At 41.7% G+C, this 17,726-nt stretch carries 18 protein-coding genes and 1 pseudogene; all 19 read right to left on the reverse strand.

The window, feature by feature from the left end; genetic code table 11:
- Positions 1–75: 75 nt before the first annotated feature.
- Positions 76–933, reverse strand: coding sequence for an ATP synthase F1 subunit gamma (atpG, locus tag FXW34_RS15770; protein ID WP_147534973.1), 858 nt, complete (start codon positions 931–933; stop codon positions 76–78).
- Positions 934–1,129: 196 nt separating this feature from the next.
- Positions 1,130–2,638, reverse strand: a complete 1,509-nt coding sequence (gene atpA / locus FXW34_RS15775; RefSeq protein WP_147534974.1) for a F0F1 ATP synthase subunit alpha — start codon at positions 2,636–2,638, stop codon at positions 1,130–1,132.
- A gap of 24 nt (positions 2,639–2,662) precedes the next feature.
- Complete coding sequence (locus tag FXW34_RS15780; RefSeq protein ID WP_147534975.1) at positions 2,663–3,199, reverse strand: F0F1 ATP synthase subunit delta; 537 nt, start codon at positions 3,197–3,199, stop codon at positions 2,663–2,665.
- Positions 3,196–3,723, reverse strand: coding sequence for a F0F1 ATP synthase subunit B (locus FXW34_RS15785; RefSeq protein WP_147534976.1), 528 nt, complete (start codon positions 3,721–3,723; stop codon positions 3,196–3,198). Before FXW34_RS15785 ends, FXW34_RS15780 begins: the two co-directional genes overlap by 4 nt.
- A 171-nt stretch (positions 3,724–3,894) precedes the next feature.
- Positions 3,895–4,107, reverse strand: a complete 213-nt coding sequence (gene atpE, locus FXW34_RS15790; protein WP_006838507.1) for a F0F1 ATP synthase subunit C — start codon at positions 4,105–4,107, stop codon at positions 3,895–3,897.
- 73 nt (positions 4,108–4,180) lie between these two features.
- Positions 4,181–4,891 carry a F0F1 ATP synthase subunit A gene (atpB, locus tag FXW34_RS15795; RefSeq protein ID WP_147534977.1) on the reverse strand — a complete coding sequence of 237 codons (711 nt, stop codon included), beginning with the start codon at positions 4,889–4,891 and terminating at the stop codon, positions 4,181–4,183.
- A gap of 21 nt (positions 4,892–4,912) precedes the next feature.
- Positions 4,913–5,287, reverse strand: a complete 375-nt coding sequence (locus FXW34_RS15800) for an ATP synthase subunit I (RefSeq protein WP_147534978.1) — start codon at positions 5,285–5,287, stop codon at positions 4,913–4,915.
- Between the two features lies 1 nt (position 5,288).
- Entirely contained in the window at positions 5,289–5,516 is a 228-nt protein-coding gene (locus tag FXW34_RS15805; protein ID WP_147534979.1) for an AtpZ/AtpI family protein, read from the reverse strand.
- Between the two features lie 469 nt (positions 5,517–5,985).
- On the reverse strand, positions 5,986–8,349 hold the full coding sequence (locus FXW34_RS15810; RefSeq protein ID WP_147534980.1) for a S8 family serine peptidase: 2,364 nt from the start codon (positions 8,347–8,349) through the stop codon (positions 5,986–5,988).
- A 114-nt stretch (positions 8,350–8,463) separates the two neighbouring features.
- On the reverse strand, positions 8,464–8,931 hold the full coding sequence (locus FXW34_RS23430; RefSeq protein ID WP_246141107.1) for an eL43 family ribosomal protein: 468 nt from the start codon (positions 8,929–8,931) through the stop codon (positions 8,464–8,466).
- Between the two features lie 105 nt (positions 8,932–9,036).
- Positions 9,037–9,201, reverse strand: a pseudogene (locus FXW34_RS23715) (nuclease-related domain-containing protein); the annotation flags it as partial.
- Positions 9,165–9,431 (reverse strand): hypothetical protein, encoded by a 267-nt coding sequence (locus FXW34_RS15820; protein WP_147534981.1) that lies wholly within the window; start codon positions 9,429–9,431, stop codon positions 9,165–9,167. The pseudogene FXW34_RS23715 and the gene FXW34_RS15820, both read right to left, overlap by 37 nt.
- 351 nt (positions 9,432–9,782) lie before the next feature.
- The gene (locus FXW34_RS15825; RefSeq protein WP_147534982.1) at positions 9,783–11,228 is read right to left on the reverse strand and encodes a sigma-54 interaction domain-containing protein; all 1,446 of its coding nucleotides are present in this window, start codon (positions 11,226–11,228) and stop codon (positions 9,783–9,785) included.
- A gap of 137 nt (positions 11,229–11,365) precedes the next feature.
- Positions 11,366–12,151: a 3-hydroxybutyrate dehydrogenase gene (locus tag FXW34_RS15830; protein ID WP_147534983.1), complete on the reverse strand. Its 786-nt coding sequence runs from the start codon at positions 12,149–12,151 to the stop codon at positions 11,366–11,368.
- Between the two features lie 74 nt (positions 12,152–12,225).
- Complete coding sequence (locus FXW34_RS15835) at positions 12,226–13,410, reverse strand: acetyl-CoA C-acetyltransferase (protein ID WP_147534984.1); 1,185 nt, start codon at positions 13,408–13,410, stop codon at positions 12,226–12,228.
- Positions 13,411–13,854: 444 nt separating this feature from the next.
- Entirely contained in the window at positions 13,855–14,145 is a 291-nt protein-coding gene (locus FXW34_RS15840; RefSeq protein ID WP_147534985.1) for a hypothetical protein, read from the reverse strand.
- Positions 14,146–14,702: 557 nt separating this feature from the next.
- Positions 14,703–15,332: a uracil phosphoribosyltransferase gene (gene upp / locus FXW34_RS15845; protein WP_147534986.1), complete on the reverse strand. Its 630-nt coding sequence runs from the start codon at positions 15,330–15,332 to the stop codon at positions 14,703–14,705.
- Between the two features lie 259 nt (positions 15,333–15,591).
- Entirely contained in the window at positions 15,592–16,833 is a 1,242-nt protein-coding gene (glyA, locus tag FXW34_RS15850; RefSeq protein ID WP_147534987.1) for a serine hydroxymethyltransferase, read from the reverse strand.
- Between the two features lie 295 nt (positions 16,834–17,128).
- A complete protein-coding gene (locus tag FXW34_RS15855) occupies positions 17,129–17,698 on the reverse strand; it encodes a TIGR01440 family protein (RefSeq protein WP_147534988.1) in 570 nt (189 codons plus the stop codon).
- Positions 17,699–17,726: the final 28 nt, after the last annotated feature.

Below are 17,726 nucleotides of genomic sequence, written 5' to 3' on the forward strand. Positions count from 1 at the left end.
TTGAATGAACGTTTAACTGTTTGTTTTTTTCAAAAAAAAACAATAACGAAGAATAAATAAATTTCGGTAAACTTACTATTCTAGTGCAGCTGCACCACCGACGATTTCAGTGATTTCTTGAGTAATCGCAGCCTGACGGGCACGGTTAAACAATAGCGTATACGAGTTGATAAGCTCTTTCGCGTTATCAGTCGCATTCTTCATCGCTGTCATCCTTGCGGCAGATTCACTGGCTTTACTGTCTAATAGCGAACCATATATTAAGCTTTCAGCATATTGAGGCAAGAGAACGTCCAATATTTCATCAGCAGATGGCTCAAATTCATAAGAAGTAAGTTTAGAAGAAGTTTGAATATCCGTTAACGGTAATAACTTCTTAGTTGTTACTTCTTGAGAAATTGCGCTCACATAATGGGTGTAGTAGACATGTAATTCATCGAATGTACCATCAGAATACATACCAACAGATTTGTTTGCGATTTCTCGGATATCTTCAAAGCTCGGCAGGTCGGAAATACCAATAATATCAAGGATTACAGGCATTCCTCGCTTTACGAAAAAGTCACGTCCCATTCTTCCGATAGCAATAATTGCATATTCATCAGTCGATTTATGACGTTCCTGGATAGTTTGGTATACAGCACGAAGCACGTTAGAGTTATAGCCTCCACACAAGCCACGGTCTGAAGTAAATACTACGTAACCAGTCTTTTTAACAGGACGGCTTACGAGCATTGGATGGGTTGCATCCTTGCTACCGATCGCAATTGACGCTGTTACTTCTTGGATTTTTTCCATGTAAGGAACAAACGCTTTTGCATTCCCAACGCCTTTACTCCACTTTGCGGAATATACCATTTCCATTGCTTTCGTAATTTGGCTCGTCTTTTTAGTAGAAGTTATCTTTGATTTTATATCACGTAAAGATGCCACAGGTTCTCACCACCCTTTTACAAAGATTTCAACGCTTGAACTTTTTATCCACAAGTCGTTGTCCAGCTTCAGCGCCTAGCCCCTCGAGGTCACAAGTCAATCCCCTCCATAAGGCAAAACCCGCCTTTTGGATGGGCTCGCCTTGTGCTTGTCGGGGCTGACCGAGGCGCTTCAGCATTTCAAGTTAGACCCAAAATTACTCGGATACTGCGAAAGTTTTCTTGAATTCGTTAATCGCAGCAGACATATCAGCATCAGCAGGAAGTTCCTTAGTATTTTTGATATGGTCTAATAAATCTTTGCGGTTATGGTCTAACCATGTATGGAATTCAGCTTCAAAACGACGGATGTCTTGTAAAGGTACATCATCCAAGAAGCCTTTTGTTAATGCATATAGAATCGCAACTTGCTTTTCAACAGGAAGCGGCTTGTTAAGATCTTGTTTAAGAACCTCAACTGTACGAGCACCACGGTTAAGTTTTGCTTGAGTTGCAGCATCAAGGTCAGAACCGAACTGTGCGAACGCTTCTAGCTCACGGTATGACGCAAGGTCAAGACGTAGTGTACCAGAAACCTTCTTCATCGCTTTAATTTGCGCAGATCCTCCTACACGAGATACGGAAAGACCAGCGTTGATTGCTGGACGAACACCTGAGTGGAACAAGTCTGATTGTAAGAAGATTTGTCCGTCAGTGATCGAGATAACGTTTGTTGGAATGTACGCAGAAACGTCACCAGCTTGAGTTTCGATGAATGGAAGAGCTGTAATTGAACCCTTACCAAGTGCATCAGATAATTTTGCAGCACGCTCTAAAAGACGGCTGTGTAGGTAGAATACATCCCCTGGATACGCTTCACGACCTGGAGGACGACGTAATAATAATGAAAGTTCACGGTATGCAGACGCTTGCTTAGAAAGGTCATCATAAACAACCAATACGTGCTTGCCATCATACATGAATTCTTCAGCCATTGATACACCAGAATAAGGAGCTAGGTATAATAATGGAGCTGGTTGAGATGCAGACGCTGTTACTACGATTGAGTAGTCTAATGCGCCATGCTTACGAAGAGTTTCAACCGCGTTACGTACAGTTGACTCTTTTTGTCCGATTGCAACGTAGATACAAATCATATCTTGACCTTTTTGGTTCAAGATTGTATCGATTGCAACAGATGTTTTACCAGTTTGACGGTCACCGATGATCAATTCACGTTGTCCACGTCCGATTGGTACAAGAGCGTCAATCGCTTTGATACCAGTTTGAAGTGGTTCATGAACGGACTTACGAGCCATTACTCCTGGTGCATTATACTCGATAGGACGAGTTTTAGTAGTATTGATTGGTCCTAGACCATCAACAGGTTGTCCAAGTGGGTTCACAACACGTCCGATTAACTCAGGACCAACAGGAACTTCCATGATACGACCTGTACGACGAACCTCATCACCCTCACGGATTTCTAAGTAAGGTCCAAGGATAATAATACCGACGTTATTTTCTTCAAGGTTTTGTGCCATACCCATAACGCCGTTTGAAAATTCAACAAGTTCTCCAGCCATGACATTGTCGAGGCCATGAGCACGAGCGATACCGTCACCAACAGAGATAACCGTACCTACATCACTCACTTGAATTTCCGACTGATATTCTTCAATTTGCTTTTTTATCAGCGCACTAATTTCTTCAGCTTTGATGCTCATGAGTTTCACCCCTATCTACGAATCTTAGCCTAATAATGTACGTTCTAATCGTTCCAGTTTCCCGCGCAGGCTGCCGTCGAAAATCCGGTTTCCAATTCGTAGCTTAACGCCGCCGAGCAAATTGGAATCAACGATATTATTAATAGTAAGAGCTTTTTTGCCAACCTTGCTTGCAAAGGATTCTGATAAAGCTTTGCTTTCATCAGCTGTAATTGGGCGGGTAGTGAAAACGTCTGCTTCAGCTACTCCTCTTTCTTCGTTCGCAAGGATAATAAATTCATCTGCTAGCGCTGCCAAATGTGCAGCACGTCCGCGATCAATCATAATTTTTAAAGTGTTTACCACATATGGACTAGCCGATGAAAATGCTTCAGTTACAATTTCCTTCTTCTTATCTTTAGAAAGCTTTGGAGATTGTAATAAAGCTGTTAACCCCGGGTTATTAGTGACTACATCTTTCACTACACGAAGTTCTGTTTCCATCTGGTCAAGAAGCTGGTGTTCCTTCGAAAGCTGGAAAAGAGCTAACGCATAGCGTTTTGCTACTGCAGAGTTGCTCATCGCTTTTCTCCTGCCTCTTGAATATAATCATTGATAAGTTTTTCTTGATCGGCTGCAGTTAATTCTTTTTCAATAACTTTAGACGCAATCAATACAGATAAAGAAGCGACTTGTTCACGAATAGCAGTAACTGCTTTCTCTTTTTGAGTTTCGATTTCAAGTTTAGCTGCTTCTTTAATACGATCAGATTCTGCGCGTGCAGCTAAAATAATTTCTTCACGTTGCACATCGCCTTGTTTCTTAGCATTTTCGATTAATACGTGCGCTTCTTGACGAGCTTCTTTTAAAAGAGCGCGTTGCTCTTCTAAAATTTTGTTAGCTTCTGTACGGCTTTTTTCAGCTGCATCAATTTGACCGTTAACATGGTCTTCACGCTGTTTCATGATGCCCATTAACGGACCCCATGCGTATTTTTTCAACAATGCTAACAAGATGATAAACATTACTAATTGGAAAATGATGTCTCCACCATTAAAACCGCCATGAGCTTCAGCCGCTCCTAATACTAAACTACTTGTTAACACCCTCGATTCACTCCCTTCAAGAGTCGTTCACTTTCAACTTTAAGGACCATGTATATGAATCCTGATTTTTTGTCAAAAATAAATCAAATGGTTCTCAACTGGACATAAGAGAATGGCGAAGGTTCACATGGAATGATCTTCGCCACACTTGAACATCTTGCTTAGTAAAAATTATTGACCTTGAACCATGAACGCGATAACAACCGCGATGATAGGAATCGCTTCTACTAACGCTACCCCGATGAACATTGTAGTTTGTAACATACCACGTGCTTCTGGTTGACGTGCGATACCTTCTACTGTACGAGATACGATAAGACCGTTACCGATACCAGCACCTAGTGCTGCTAAACCAATTGCGATTGCTGCTGCTAAAAGACCCATTATAAAGTTCCTCCTTCAAATATGTGGAAAAATAGAATTTTTTTAAGATGCTCGAATTGAACATCGAAATATATTAATGGTCGCTACTCACTTTGTGAGAAAGATAAACCATCGTTAACATTGTAAAAATAAATGCTTGGATTGCGCCGACAAAGATTGAGAATCCTTGCCAAGCTAGCATTGGTACAATTGCTGCGATGTGGCCACCCACACCAGTAGCAAGACTACCTGCTAATAAACTTAATAGAATTTCACCCGCATAAATATTCCCGTAAAGACGCAGACCGAGAGTTAACGTATTCGCGAACTCTTCAATAATCTTAATTGGGAACATAAATGCAAACGGCTTAAGGAATTCTTTTCCGTATGCCGCAGTACCTCTCATCTTAACACCATAGAAATGAGATAAACCTACAACCATGGTTGCAAGAGTTAAGGTTACGACTGGGTCTGCTGTTGGTGATTTCCACCATAGCGTACCGTCGATAACAATTGAGAATGGAAGACCTAACATGTTTGATACAAACACATACATCATGATCGTAATACCTAAAACGTGGAATCTACCACCGGTTTTCCAATCCATTGTGCTGTCAATAATGTTTTTAACGAAATCCATAACCCATTCGAAGAAATTCTGCATTCCGGTCGGTCTCATTGCGAGTTTACGAGTAGATAAGATAGCAACTAAAAACACAATTACACTTGCGACCGTAATCATCAATACGTTGGCCAAGTTAAAATTAAGGCCTAGAAATTCAACTATAGGAGCTTCGTGATGCAACAGTATCACCTCTCTTCCGCGTTATTTATGTGAATGAAAAGATTGAAGAAAAAAATCTATCATAATGACAATATAGGATGTCATTAATCCCAAAACTACAGAAACAAGGTGAAATGATTCAGGATATTTCAGAGCAATCATTACCGCCAACGCGGCTGTTGCCATCCTTGAAAAGGATCCAAGTGAGCGGACTTTCTTTCCTTGAAGTATTGCTTCGCCGAATTTGTCCGTTTTTCTAACCATTAGCCATAAGTTAAACAAACTTAAAGCTGTCCCAAGAGTCAAACCTAGAAATACCGATTGATATGTAGTAAAGCCCCATCCTAAAACGTATAAAGCCATTAAGAAGAACATGTACTTTCGTTGGCGTGTATACATGGATTTAATATCTGACATGTTAGCTATCCCCTGATGAGAAGAATTGATTGACAAGCCGAAGCATCGCGAAGATCCCAGCTGCAAGCCCAAGCATTAATCCAATAATAAGAAACAACGGTTCAGTTCCTATCCATTGATCGAGTGCTCGTCCGGAAAAAATCCCAACGAGGATGCATCCTACTAAAGAAGATAATATCCCCGACATGAGCGCCATTGCTTTAAATGGGCGACGGTTTTTTTGAGTCATAAAAAACACATCCTCTCTTTCAGAGAATGGTAATTTCTTTGTAGAATCTTGAAATAATAGTTAAACTTGGGTGCTGATTATGTAGAAAAATCTTGATGGCTTTGTTGAAATATTATTGCAATTCCTGGAAAATTACTAATGTTTCAACGGAAAGTCTTGCTCAAAATAACAATGTAATGAAGGTGAAAATATCAATACTAGCATTGTAAACCCTATCATTTTATACCCTTAGTTAGCATACAATAGCACTTTCGCATTGTCAATGTAAATTGAGGAAATAAGTCACAATTTGGACACGTTTTTTTCAATGTTCAAAATTTACATATTGTTAAATAATTATAATAATTGTAACTTATTCTTGTAAATTCTTGAGGAAAATTGGATGAATAAAGGAAACTCGCCTTGAAAAATTTCTATTCTTCAAGGCGGTATATCTGATGTTTGTTCCTAATTTTACAGTAATTGTATGTTATTGGAATTGACTTTCCTCACTTTCCGACACAATTTTTATCATTGTTTCGAGCATATCCTCCTTTCCTCCCTTTTTGGCAAACACCTTCGCTAAGTAGAGTCCTGGTTCCGGCAACCGCTCTCCACTGATTTCTTTTTCCAGAAGACCACTCCCAACATTACGCTGCCAGTCTAGAAACCCATTAAACACCATTGACTGCGGTTCAAATAGCGCGATGCCAAACTCATCAGCTCCACCTGGTAAATACACCTCATAGCGATATATTTCTTCCTCATCACCCATGCCCATTTCAAAGCCCATGACGCGAGGATAATCCGGTTCCTCAAAAACATATAGGTATGGAATTCTGATTGTGTTTGATTCCGCCCGAAGTTCGAGATATCCGTCATAGATTTTGTTTGAAAAATGCTTCGGATCAACCGTCATGCTTATGTCTATTTGCTTTTCCTCGTTTGGCTTCAGCTGAAAGGATAATGGCAAATTCCATTCAATGCCGGCGATGCGCTTTGGTACATTAAAATAATAATTTTGATGATGGTTTGACGAGTTTTTCACGGTTATACTTTCTTGATGCTTATGGTGAATATCCTTGGTGTTAAATTTTCCAAATTGCAGCGAGCCAGGTGCGACGATGGATTCTGTTTTGATCGCTTCGGGTATTTGGATTCTTCCAGCACCTTGTTCGAATGTTTGATGGATTTTGCCTGATTGATTTTTGATAGGTTTGGCTGTATTCATCAACACAGCTTTTATTTGCTCAGGCGTCCAGTCGGGATGTGCCTGTTTGATGAGCGCACATGCACCAGCAACGTGGGGCGCGGCCATGCTTGTTCCCTGCAACTCAAGATAACCACCCGGGATTGTGCTATTAATCGCCACCCCTGGCGCAACGACATCAGGCTTTATTTCCCAGCTCACCGTGACCGGTCCTCTCGAGCTAAAGTCGGCTAATTGATCACTTTCTTCTATTAATAATGTTTTAGCATTCGTTGGACATAGTTGTTTCAGTTTAAGCCCGTCCTGCCGAGAAACGGCCATGACCGGAATATTGACCGCTTCATCAAGATTCCCCATGAAGCTTCCTTTTGTATTATTAAAAATAATGACTGCTTTCGCTCCAGCCTTCACTGCGTTTTTGGCTTTTTCAGTAAAAGTAAGCTGACCTCGCTCAATCAAAACAATTTTACCTTCTGCTTGATGGAGGTTATCGGGGCTACCTAACCCCGCAAAGATAAGTTCATGTTGGCGATTGTCTGGTGTCCAGGATATCGAGCCCTGGAGCGGTTCCATTTTTATTTTTCCGATATTGGTTTGGGTTTGGGCTTGCGTTTGATTGTGTTTTCCAATTAATTGTAAATACGCGATCTGTTGAACTGGCGTTGAGGCACCAACGGAGATGGCCTTCGTTGCTGTGCCCGGGGCACCAACTGTCCATTTGTTTGGGCCAGAATTACCTGATGAAGTAACTGCTGTAATACCTGATTCGACCGCTTTGTTTAACGCGAGACTAATCGGCAAATCCGGTCCATTCACTCGATTGCCTAGCGATAGATTTAAGACATCTACCTTATCTTCAATAGCTTGCTCGATTGCTGCAATGACCTGCTCAGTCGTACCGCTCCCGCCTGGCCCAAGTGCTCGGTACGCGATGATGTCAGCCTCAGGTGCAACGCCTTTCATTCTGCCGTTTGCAGCAATGATGCCGGCGACATGGGTACCGTGAATCGTGGAAAGACCGGCTATTCCCTTTGTTTCCATTGGATCTTTATCTCCATCAACAAAGTCACGCCCCCCCTTGTAGTTTGATGATAAATCTGGATGTCGGTAATCGATACCGGTGTCGATGACTCCAACTGTTACGCCCTTTCCAGTAAGACGTTGATTTTGTTCATCAAAAAGGCCTCTAATTTGTTTTGCTCCAATGATATCAAGATTAGAAGTGTCTGTAGATACGGTTGTTTTAGCTTGGTTTACATTAATGTTTGCTGGTGTTTCGTCCGTTTTGTATGTATTCACAGGAGAAATATTGATAATATTTGATTGGTTTTTTGCTAATTTTTCAAGTACTTTGATGGGACCTTTTACCGAAAAACCGTTGAGTGCATGCTTAAATACATAACGCAACTCCAGCTCTGGAAATTGGGATAGTATTTCCTCGACTGACTGCGGATGTTGCAGAGTCACAATGGCGATTTTTTCAGTTTGTGGATTTTCGGTTGGGATTGGTGGATGCTGCAGCTTTGTTGTTTGTAATGGGGTGTTTGTTTGAATTTTAACTTGGATTTTGTTTGCATATGCCTGATGCTCAGCTTGATGAAAAAGTGTGCCAAAAAGGATAATCACGAAAAGCAATGTACGCATCGGTGTGGACTCCTTTTTACTACTATGTTCTTCTGATGTGATGGGAATTATGCAGGGTTGTTGATAGTTTTGGGGATGCTGCCAAACATTATTTCTTTTTTGAGAAAAGGTCATTTAAAAGTTCTGTGGGCGGTGGTAGAGTCGGTTTTTGTTAGCGCCAGTGGTGGGGAGGTTCATTCTAGTTAATATTCTCTTCGCTAAGTTTGGGCATTCAATCTTAAGGAACTCCCTGCATTCTTTATTGGTAATCGTTTCGGAAATGATTAGTAAATAATCACGAATCCCCTCTTGGTGGGCAACTTTTGAATACGTTAAACATTTATCACAATACCATTTTCTTGCAATGCGTATTAAATGATATTGTCCACAGTTAGGACATCTGACACCAAGTAATAACTCCACTATTGATATTCCATGTTTTTTAAGAATGGATGGTGGAGCTGGAGTATGCTTTTTCAATAGGGTATGTTTTAATTTTTGCAACTGTTTAGGTGTTAATTGTACTTGTTGATACATTCTTTCAAGCTGGATGATTTCGTCTTCAATAACATCAGCATAAAACAGTTTATTAAATATTTGCATGTTATCTTTTGTTGTTGAAATGATTGTTCTTCTGTCAGCAATTCCAACTAGATCGATGATTGGGATTGGTGGGAATTTATGTTTTTTTAACCAAGCTGTTAGCAGTTTTTTCTGTCTAGCAACTTGAACAATTGGATTTTGAAAGCCTTGAACAGTCCCATTTAATTCTCGTGTTACTTGGGTAGAGTTTTTTTCAAAGATTAACTTACCAAAGATATTTTTTGATTCAATTATTAGAATGAAATAGCTTGTAACAATGAGTGTGTCAATTTGAAAGACCTTTTTATCGTGGAGTAATCGAAGTGAAGCATAGTATTGTGGGAATCCGTAATATAGGCATCAAGAAAGTAGTCAATTTGCCTTTCACCATAGTATCCACTCATATAGTTTCTTTTCTCGTCTTCGAGTTGGGCTCTTTTCGGATGAAATGGTTGAAGTCTACTTAATACAGCATCAATTTCTTCGACGATTAATGGAATTTGTCGAGGTTTTACGTTCAAAATGTCTCCTCCTTTAATGAAATTACCCATAATTTTCGTGTTTTACTATACTTCTTCCTGCTTAGAATGAGAAATAATTATGTATTTTATATGACTTGGAGATTTATCGACGAGTTTGGAGTGTTTATCGACGCAAATGGATGATTTGTCGACGCGTTTTCGGTATTTATCGACGCAAATAACACATTTATCGACGTAAGTGGAAAATATCACTCTAATCAACCTCCCAAAGGCCACTCCACCAAACCAAAAAAATCAGCAAATTGTGCTTTTAACCATTTCGGTTAAAGGCATGTTTGCTGATTTTTGGAAGTTCATCGGCCGAGAGCTGGCGATGACCGAACTAAAACTTTATTTAATTCCGTAGACTTTGCATTTTTCGTAAAAGCGGGTTTTGCCGATTTCAAGCAGTTTGGCAGCTTGAATTTTGTTGCCGTCGGCTACTTTTAGCGCGCTAAGAATGGCTTGTTTTTCGACGAATGCGATTGTGTCTTTTAGCGGTCCGACAGTTGGCGGCATTTGTACCGCTGTAGAATCAACGCTAACGCCGCTCACACCTCCGGCCGAATCGTCCGTTAAAACAAATGGTTCGTCGGCCACATTTAGGTCACGTATATATAACGGCAAGTGGATGAGTTCAATTTGCCTTCCAGTCAAAACATTGATGGCACGCTCGAGCACGTTCTCGAGTTCGCGAATGTTGCCCGGCCAAGAGTGCTGCTGAAGCCGCGCAATTACTTCAGGACTAATACTAATACCCTTTCGATAAAACTTCTTTTCGAGCTTCTCGACTAATTTTTTCGAAAGGAGCTCGATGTCACCTTTTCGGTCACGAAGTGGTGGGATATCGATTTTGATGACATTTAGACGATAGTATAAGTCTTGGCGGAACTTGCCTTCTTCGACCATTTTTTCGAGGTCGCGGTGTGTCGCCGCAATGATGCGGACGTCGATTTTGATTGATTTTTGCCCGCCGACAGGCTGGATTTCTTTTTCCTGAAGCGCCCTTAATAGCTTACTTTGCATCGATAATGGCATATCGCCAATTTCATCGAGAAAAATGGTCCCCTTATTGGCGAGCTGAAATAACCCCTTCTTGCCACCCTTTTTCGCACCGGTAAATGAACCGTCCTCATAACCGAACAGCTCCGACTCAAGTAAATGCTCCGGAATCGAGGCGCAATTGATTGGGACAAACGGCTTGAAAGCGCGCGGACTATTGTTATGTATCGCGTGCGCAAACAGCTCTTTACCGGTACCAGATTCACCGATTAAGAGAATCGAAGACATGCTGACTGAAACCTTCTCGGCGAGTTTGCGCGCATTTAGGAAGGTTTGGCTGCGGCCGATTAAATCATGAAAGCTATATTTACTGTTTACGTCTTTTTCGATTTGTGTTTTATAAAAATTAAGCTCTTCTATGAGCAGATCGATTTTTTCCTTATACGATTTCACTTCATCAGGATTGCCGAACATGACTGTTCCAAACGCCCCGACTAGTTCATCGTCGATGATGATTGGATAACGGTTGGCAATCATTTCGCTACCCTTAATTGGCTGGAGCGCGGCTAGCTCCGGTTTGCCAGTTTTCACGACGATATGCATTCGCGTATTTTCAATTACGTCCTGGACTGGGCGGCCGAGTGCGTCTTCGGGTTTGATCCCTAGGAACTGACAATAGCCAGCATTAATGTAGCATATGGTTCCATCCGTATCTACCACTACAATCCGTTTGCCTGATAGATTCAAGATTTCCTCTACCCATTGTCGCGGGATTTTATCAATTCCAACATTCACGTTTTTCACCCCAAACCCTTTAATCTCTCTACATTATACATGCAATTAAAAAGGAATCCCATTCCCAGCAACTGAATGAGATTCCTTTTTTTAAAGAGTTGGAGAGGGGCGCTCATGAAGTAGTTGTTCAATTTCAGTTATTGTGCGGTGTAGCCGCCATCGATTACAGCTGCTTGGCCGGTAATTCCCCTTGCTCGTTCGCTTGCTAAAAACACTGCATAGTCGGCGATTTCCGTTACCGATAACAGCCGCTTTTGCGGGACGAGCGGGAAGATGACCTCCTCGACGACGCGCTCTAAGCTAACCTTTCTTGTCTTCGCCAAGTCCTCGAGCTGGTTTTGCACAAGCGGGGTGTCACAATAGCCCGGACATATGGCATTTACAGTGATTCCATGGGGGGCGCCCTCTAATGCTGCAACCTTTGTTAGGCCAATAATTCCGTGTTTGGCACTGTTGTAAGCTGCTTTTCCTGCAAAGCCCACCAAACCGTTGATTGACGCCATATTAAGGATTCGGCCATAGCCTTGTTGCTTCATGATCGGAAAAACATGTTTAATGCCGATAAATGGCGCAGTTAACATGACTTTAATGAGTTGCTCAAACTTTTCAGTTGGAAATTCTTCGATAGGCGAAACATGCTGAAGTCCTGCATTGTTGATTAAAATATCAACCGTTCCGAACGTCGCTTTTGCATGGTGGAGGCTATTCTTAAATGCTGCCTCATCGGTCACATCACAAGGCGCGGCGAGGGCAGCAAATCCTTGATTGGATAATTCCGAAGCGACTGCCTCGCATTTTTCAGAACTAAGATCAGCGATGACGACTTTTGCCCCTTCTGCCGCAAACGTTTTGGCGAGCTGGAGGCCAATTCCACTTGCACCACCTGTAATAAACGCTACTTTCCCGTCTAAAAAATAGCTCATTGTCATTTCTCCCTTGGAAATTGCTGAGAATTTTTTATGTTAGCATCTGTCCGAGCCGCACGCTCTATCAATCTTTATTTTTCCAATTCTACTATACTAGCAATTCCCATGCCGCCACCGATACAGAGAGTCGCAAGGCCATAGCGGGTGTTGCGGCGCTTCATTTCATGTAGCAGTGTGACGAGAACGCGCGCACCACTGGCACCGATTGGATGACCAAGGGCAATCGCCCCTCCATTTACATTGAGGATTTCGTTAGGAATTTCTAAGCCTTGTCCAACTGCTAGCGATTGCGCAGCGAAGGCTTCGTTCGCTTCAACTAGACCGATATCTTCAATTGAAAGACCAGCTTTTTCAAGTGCCTTTTTCGTAGCAGGGATTGGTCCGATCCCCATAATGCTTGGGTCGACACCAGCAGTTCCATTTCCACGAAGAACCGCCATTGGCTTCACGCCTAATTCGTTTGCTTTTTCACGGCTCATGAGCACGAAAGCTGCGGCGCCATCATTGATTCCGGAGGCATTTGCTGCGGTTACTGTCCCGTCCTTTTTGAAGGCAGGCTTTAATTTCGCAAGCCCCGCAGCAGTTACGCCTGCACGCGGAAATTCATCTTGGTCAAAGCAGATTGGGTCGCCTTTGCGGTTAGGAAGCATAACAGGGACTATTTCATCTTTGAACTTGCCGTCTTTTATGGCTTGTTCAGCCTTTTGCTGACTCCATGCTGCAAATTCATCCTGTTGTTCGCGAGTTAATCCGTATTGTTCTACTATGTTTTCAGCAGTGATTCCCATGTGATATTCATTGAATGCACATTGAAGACCATCTTCAATCATAGTGTCGATTACTTTTCCTTCACCCATGCGATAGCCTGTCCGACCTTTTGGTAAAAGATAAGGTGCTAGACTCATATTTTCCATTCCACCGGCAACGACAATTTCCGCATCGCCTGTTTGAATCGCCTGTGATGCAAGGTGGACTGCTTTTAGTCCGGATCCACAAAGCTTGTTAATGGCCATCGAAGTTTTTTCAATTGGAATTCCGGCTTTAACCGCTGCTTGACGCGCTGGCCCTTGACCTACACCAGCTTGAAGAACGTTGCCCATAATTACTTCATCTACTTGCTCAGGTGTGATACCAGCTCGATTTACTGCTTCTTTTATAACAATTGCACCAAGCTCCGTTACCGGAGTGTTGCTTAATGACCCCATAAAATTTCCAATCGCTGTACGGACTGCACTAACAATTACGACTTCACGCATACCAAATTCCCCCTATTCAATATTTTATCTCTCTCTGGTTAGGAACACCCTTCCCTCTAATGTTGCCCTAGTTGTATCAATGAAAGCGCTAACACTCATGATTGTTTTTTGCTTGCTTGTCCAGAAGGTTATAGGTGATTTATATTCTGCTTATCGTTTTAATATGCATGTTCCGTGCCAAAATGAAAAAATACTGCAAAAATCCTAGAATTTTTTTGAAAAATAATGCTGAAACCTATGCACCATATGGGTTTATAAAAATATTACAATTTGAGAATGAACAGGGTATGAACATGATGTTAATTATTGTAAATACGGAAATTTCCATGAATACGGAATGACGGTTTCCGGAAATACGGAAAATAGGCCATGGTGATTTATCATTCGAGGGAGAGAAGAATACCCCTTCCTCAAAAATTCGGAGAAATTATAGGGAGAGGGAGTTCAATTAGCTTCCTTCCATTCATCGATGATTTCTTTTACTTTTTTCCTATTAATAATATTGATTGCGAAGTAAGTTACGGTTTTTTCTCGCATTTCTCTGACAGGGTGATGGGCGACCCCGTAAATATCTCCTAATGTCAGCACATCCTCAAGTGTAAAACCAATTAGTATGATCATCGGCTTCCCGTTTCCGGTCCAAGTCCCCCTTGTCCCAATAACGACGGGATGTGGATGCTTCTTTCCCTTCACGTAATCTGCGACCCATTCCTGCTCTGTTCTGGTTTTAAACATTTTCGACACTCCCGCTCAGTGTTGTTATGCTTATTTTTTTCAAAATTTAACAGGATATTCTAAGCATGTTATAAAAGTTATTTGCGAGGTGGATTTTTGAGGAACTTTTGAAGGTTTTCTTTGTTTATTTGAGATTTTTTTAGGAGAAACGTTAATTTTTTGCAGTAAAATAGTCTATTTTTTTTAAAAAAAGAAGATTTTCAATAACAAAAACGTTTTTTGACCTATTTTATTAAAGATGTCGTAAATTTTTTGCACAGGTTAATAGCGATATGCACAGGAAATTGTGGATATGATCAATTTGAAAAATTATATGATGCAACTTTTTCGATATATGCACGACTTTTGAAATATATGCACAACTTTTTAAAGGTGCCATAAATATATGCACACGAAAACCATCATTTGCACAAAAATAGCTAGATATGAACAATATTCCCCTTTTATGCACAACTTTCTCAAACCAACCACCAACCCCACACCAAAAATTACAAATCCTTTTTCTAAAAATAAAAAAGAGGCCTCACCGAAATTGGTTTAGCCTCTTGGGATAATAATTATTTTGTTCCGAATAGGCGGTCGCCGGCGTCGCCGAGACCTGGTACGATGTAGCCGTGATCGTTGAGTTTTTCGTCAAGGGCAGCGATGAAAATGTCGACGTCTGGGTGGGCTTCTTTTAGAGCATCCACGCCTTCAGGTGCTGCAATTAAGCACATGAATTTGATGTGCTTTGCGCCACGTTTCTTTAGAGCGTGAATCGCTTCGATTGCTGAGCCGCCAGTTGCGAGCATTGGGTCAACGACGATGAAGTCGCGCTCTTCGACATCGCTAGGAAGCTTAATGTAATATTCAACCGGCTTTAATGTTTCTGGGTCGCGATATAGACCGATATGACCAACCTTTGCCGCTGGGATTAATTTTAGGATCCCGTCTACCATTCCGATGCCTGCGCGCAAGATTGGCACAAGGCCGATTTTTTTACCTGATAATACTTTTGATTTTGTCTTGCTGACTGGAGTATCAACTTCGATATCCTCGAGCGGTAAATCACGAGTGATTTCAAACGCCATTAACGTACCAACTTCATCAACGAGCTCGCGGAACTCCTTTGTTCCTGTTTCCTTGTCACGAATGTATGTAAGTTTGTGCTGGATGAGTGGATGGTCGAAAACATATACTTTTGCCATTAGTATCGCCCCTTCGCTTATCAAATTTTGTCGTACTATGTATAATGGTGTACCACACTTCGATTAATTTTACAGAAAAATGATTGAACAGGCAACAATCTTCGTAAACTTATCACGTAATTGAAATATATGCTTAGGGTTTCCGGCTTTATGTAAAATAAAACAATTATTTCGGGATGTACTAAAGTTTTATTAGAAAAATAATAATCATGGTAAATCATAAAAAACAGGATGGTCAGTTGACCACCCCGATTGTGTATTAATATTCAGGATAAAGCGGGAATTTCGCAGTTAATGCACTAACGCGCTCACGAGCTTCTTGAAGTTTTACTTCATCTTCATGATTTTTAAGAGCAAGAGCGATGATGCTTGCGATTTCGTCCATTTCCGCTTCGCCAAAGCCGCGAGATGTTGCAGCAGCTGTACCGATACGGATACCGCTTGTTACGAACGGGCTCTTTGGATCGTAAGGAATTGTGTTTTTGTTAACTGTGATGCCGATTTCGTCAAGAACGTGCTCAGCCACTTTACCAGTTAAATCAAGTGATTGTAGATCAACTAGTAGAAGATGGTTATCAGTTCCACCAGATACAAGGTTGATGCCTTCTTTTTGAAGACCGCTAGCTAAGCGAGCAGCGTTTGCGATGATGTTTTTCGCATAGTCTTTGAAGCTGTCTTGAAGAGCTTCACCAAATGCTACTGCTTTTGCAGAGATTACATGCATTAACGGGCCACCTTGAACGCCAGGGAAGATTGATTTATCAATCGCTTTCGCAAATTCTTCACGGCAAAGAATCATACCGCCACGTGGTCCGCGAAGCGTTTTGTGAGTTGTTGTTGTTACGAATTCAGCGTATGGCACTGGGCTTGGATGTAAGCCTGCAGCTACAAGACCAGCGATGTGAGCCATATCTACCATAAGGTAAGCGCCCACTTCATCAGCGATTTCACGGAATTTCGCGAAGTCGATTACGCGTGGGTAAGCTGATGCACCAGCAACGATTAATTTTGGTTTGTGCTCTAGAGCTTTAGCGCGAACATCTTCGTAATCGATGTAGTGAGTTTCTTTGTCTACACCATACTCGATGAAGTTAAATTGTAGGCCACTGAAGTTAACTGGGCTACCATGAGTTAAGTGTCCACCCATTGAAAGGTTCATCCCTAGTACAGTGTCGCCGTGCTCTAGGATTGCATAGTAAACTGCCATGTTAGCTTGTGCACCTGAGTGTGGTTGCACGTTTACATGCTCAGCGCCAAAGATTTGCTTTGCACGGTCACGAGCGATATCTTCTGCAACGTCTACGAATTCACAGCCACCATAGTAGCGTTTGCCAGGGTAGCCTTCTGCGTATTTGTTTGTTAGTACGGAGCCTTGAGCTTCCATTACCGCTTCGCTTACGAAGTTTTCAGAAGCGATGAGTTCGATGTTGTTACGTTGACGTCCTAATTCTTTTTGGATTGCTTGATATACTTGTTCGTCTTGACGAGCTAAATTCTTCATATTAATCCCCTTTCTTTATTTAAACGATGTCTATTTCCGAACTATTATTTGAAAATTCTATTACATTTTACACGGTTTTTGTCTAAAAAGAAAGAATGAAAGCGAGATTAGGCGAAAAGTAAACGGATACATTTTAAAATTTCCGAATGATACGGATTTTAAGGTAGTGATAGTGGAAATTATTTGCATATTTTTGGAAAACTAGTCGGCCTGCAACATGCTGCTTTATTTTTCCAAAAGAAAAAGGTAAGTACTTTAAACTTAGTGTACTTACCTTTTGTGTTTACGATTCAGTTTAGTGACAAGTGGTGTTGTCAATGGTGCGTTCGTAAACGGCGCGAGGGCCGCCAATGAGTTTTGGTCGGGTTTTTGCTAGAACGACGCGGGCAGAGCCAACGGTTCGCTGTTCGGTTCTTATCGGTACGGCAACACGCTTGAGGTGCATACCGATCATCGTTTCGCCGATGTCGATTCCGGCTTCGGCCTGGATGGTTTCCACCATGACTGGGTCTTTCATATGTTCGAAAGCGTAGGTGGCCATGGCGCCGCCGGCACTGTGTACCGGAATTACGGAAACCTCGTCAAATCCACGTTCTGTGGCAGTTGTTCGCTCGACAACTAGAGCTCGATTTAGGTGCTCGCAGCATTGGAAAGCCAGTTGATAACCAATTTGCGCTTGATATTTCGTCAAGATGCGAAAAATCATTTCCGCAACTTCGGTTGAGCCGGCAGTTCCGATTCGCTGTCCGATGACTTCACTCGTACTGCAGCCTACCACAATAAGATTGCCGGACTTTAATTCAACTTGATTAAAATAGCTACTTAAGATTGTGTCTAATTCGGTTTCCCAGGTTTGTACTGACACGTGGCCCTCCTCCTTTCTTCGCCCATAT

The sequence above is a fragment of the Bacillus marasmi genome (genome assembly GCF_902168435.1).
GTDB classification, from domain to species: domain Bacteria; phylum Bacillota; class Bacilli; order Bacillales; family Cytobacillaceae; genus Bacillus_BU; species Bacillus_BU marasmi.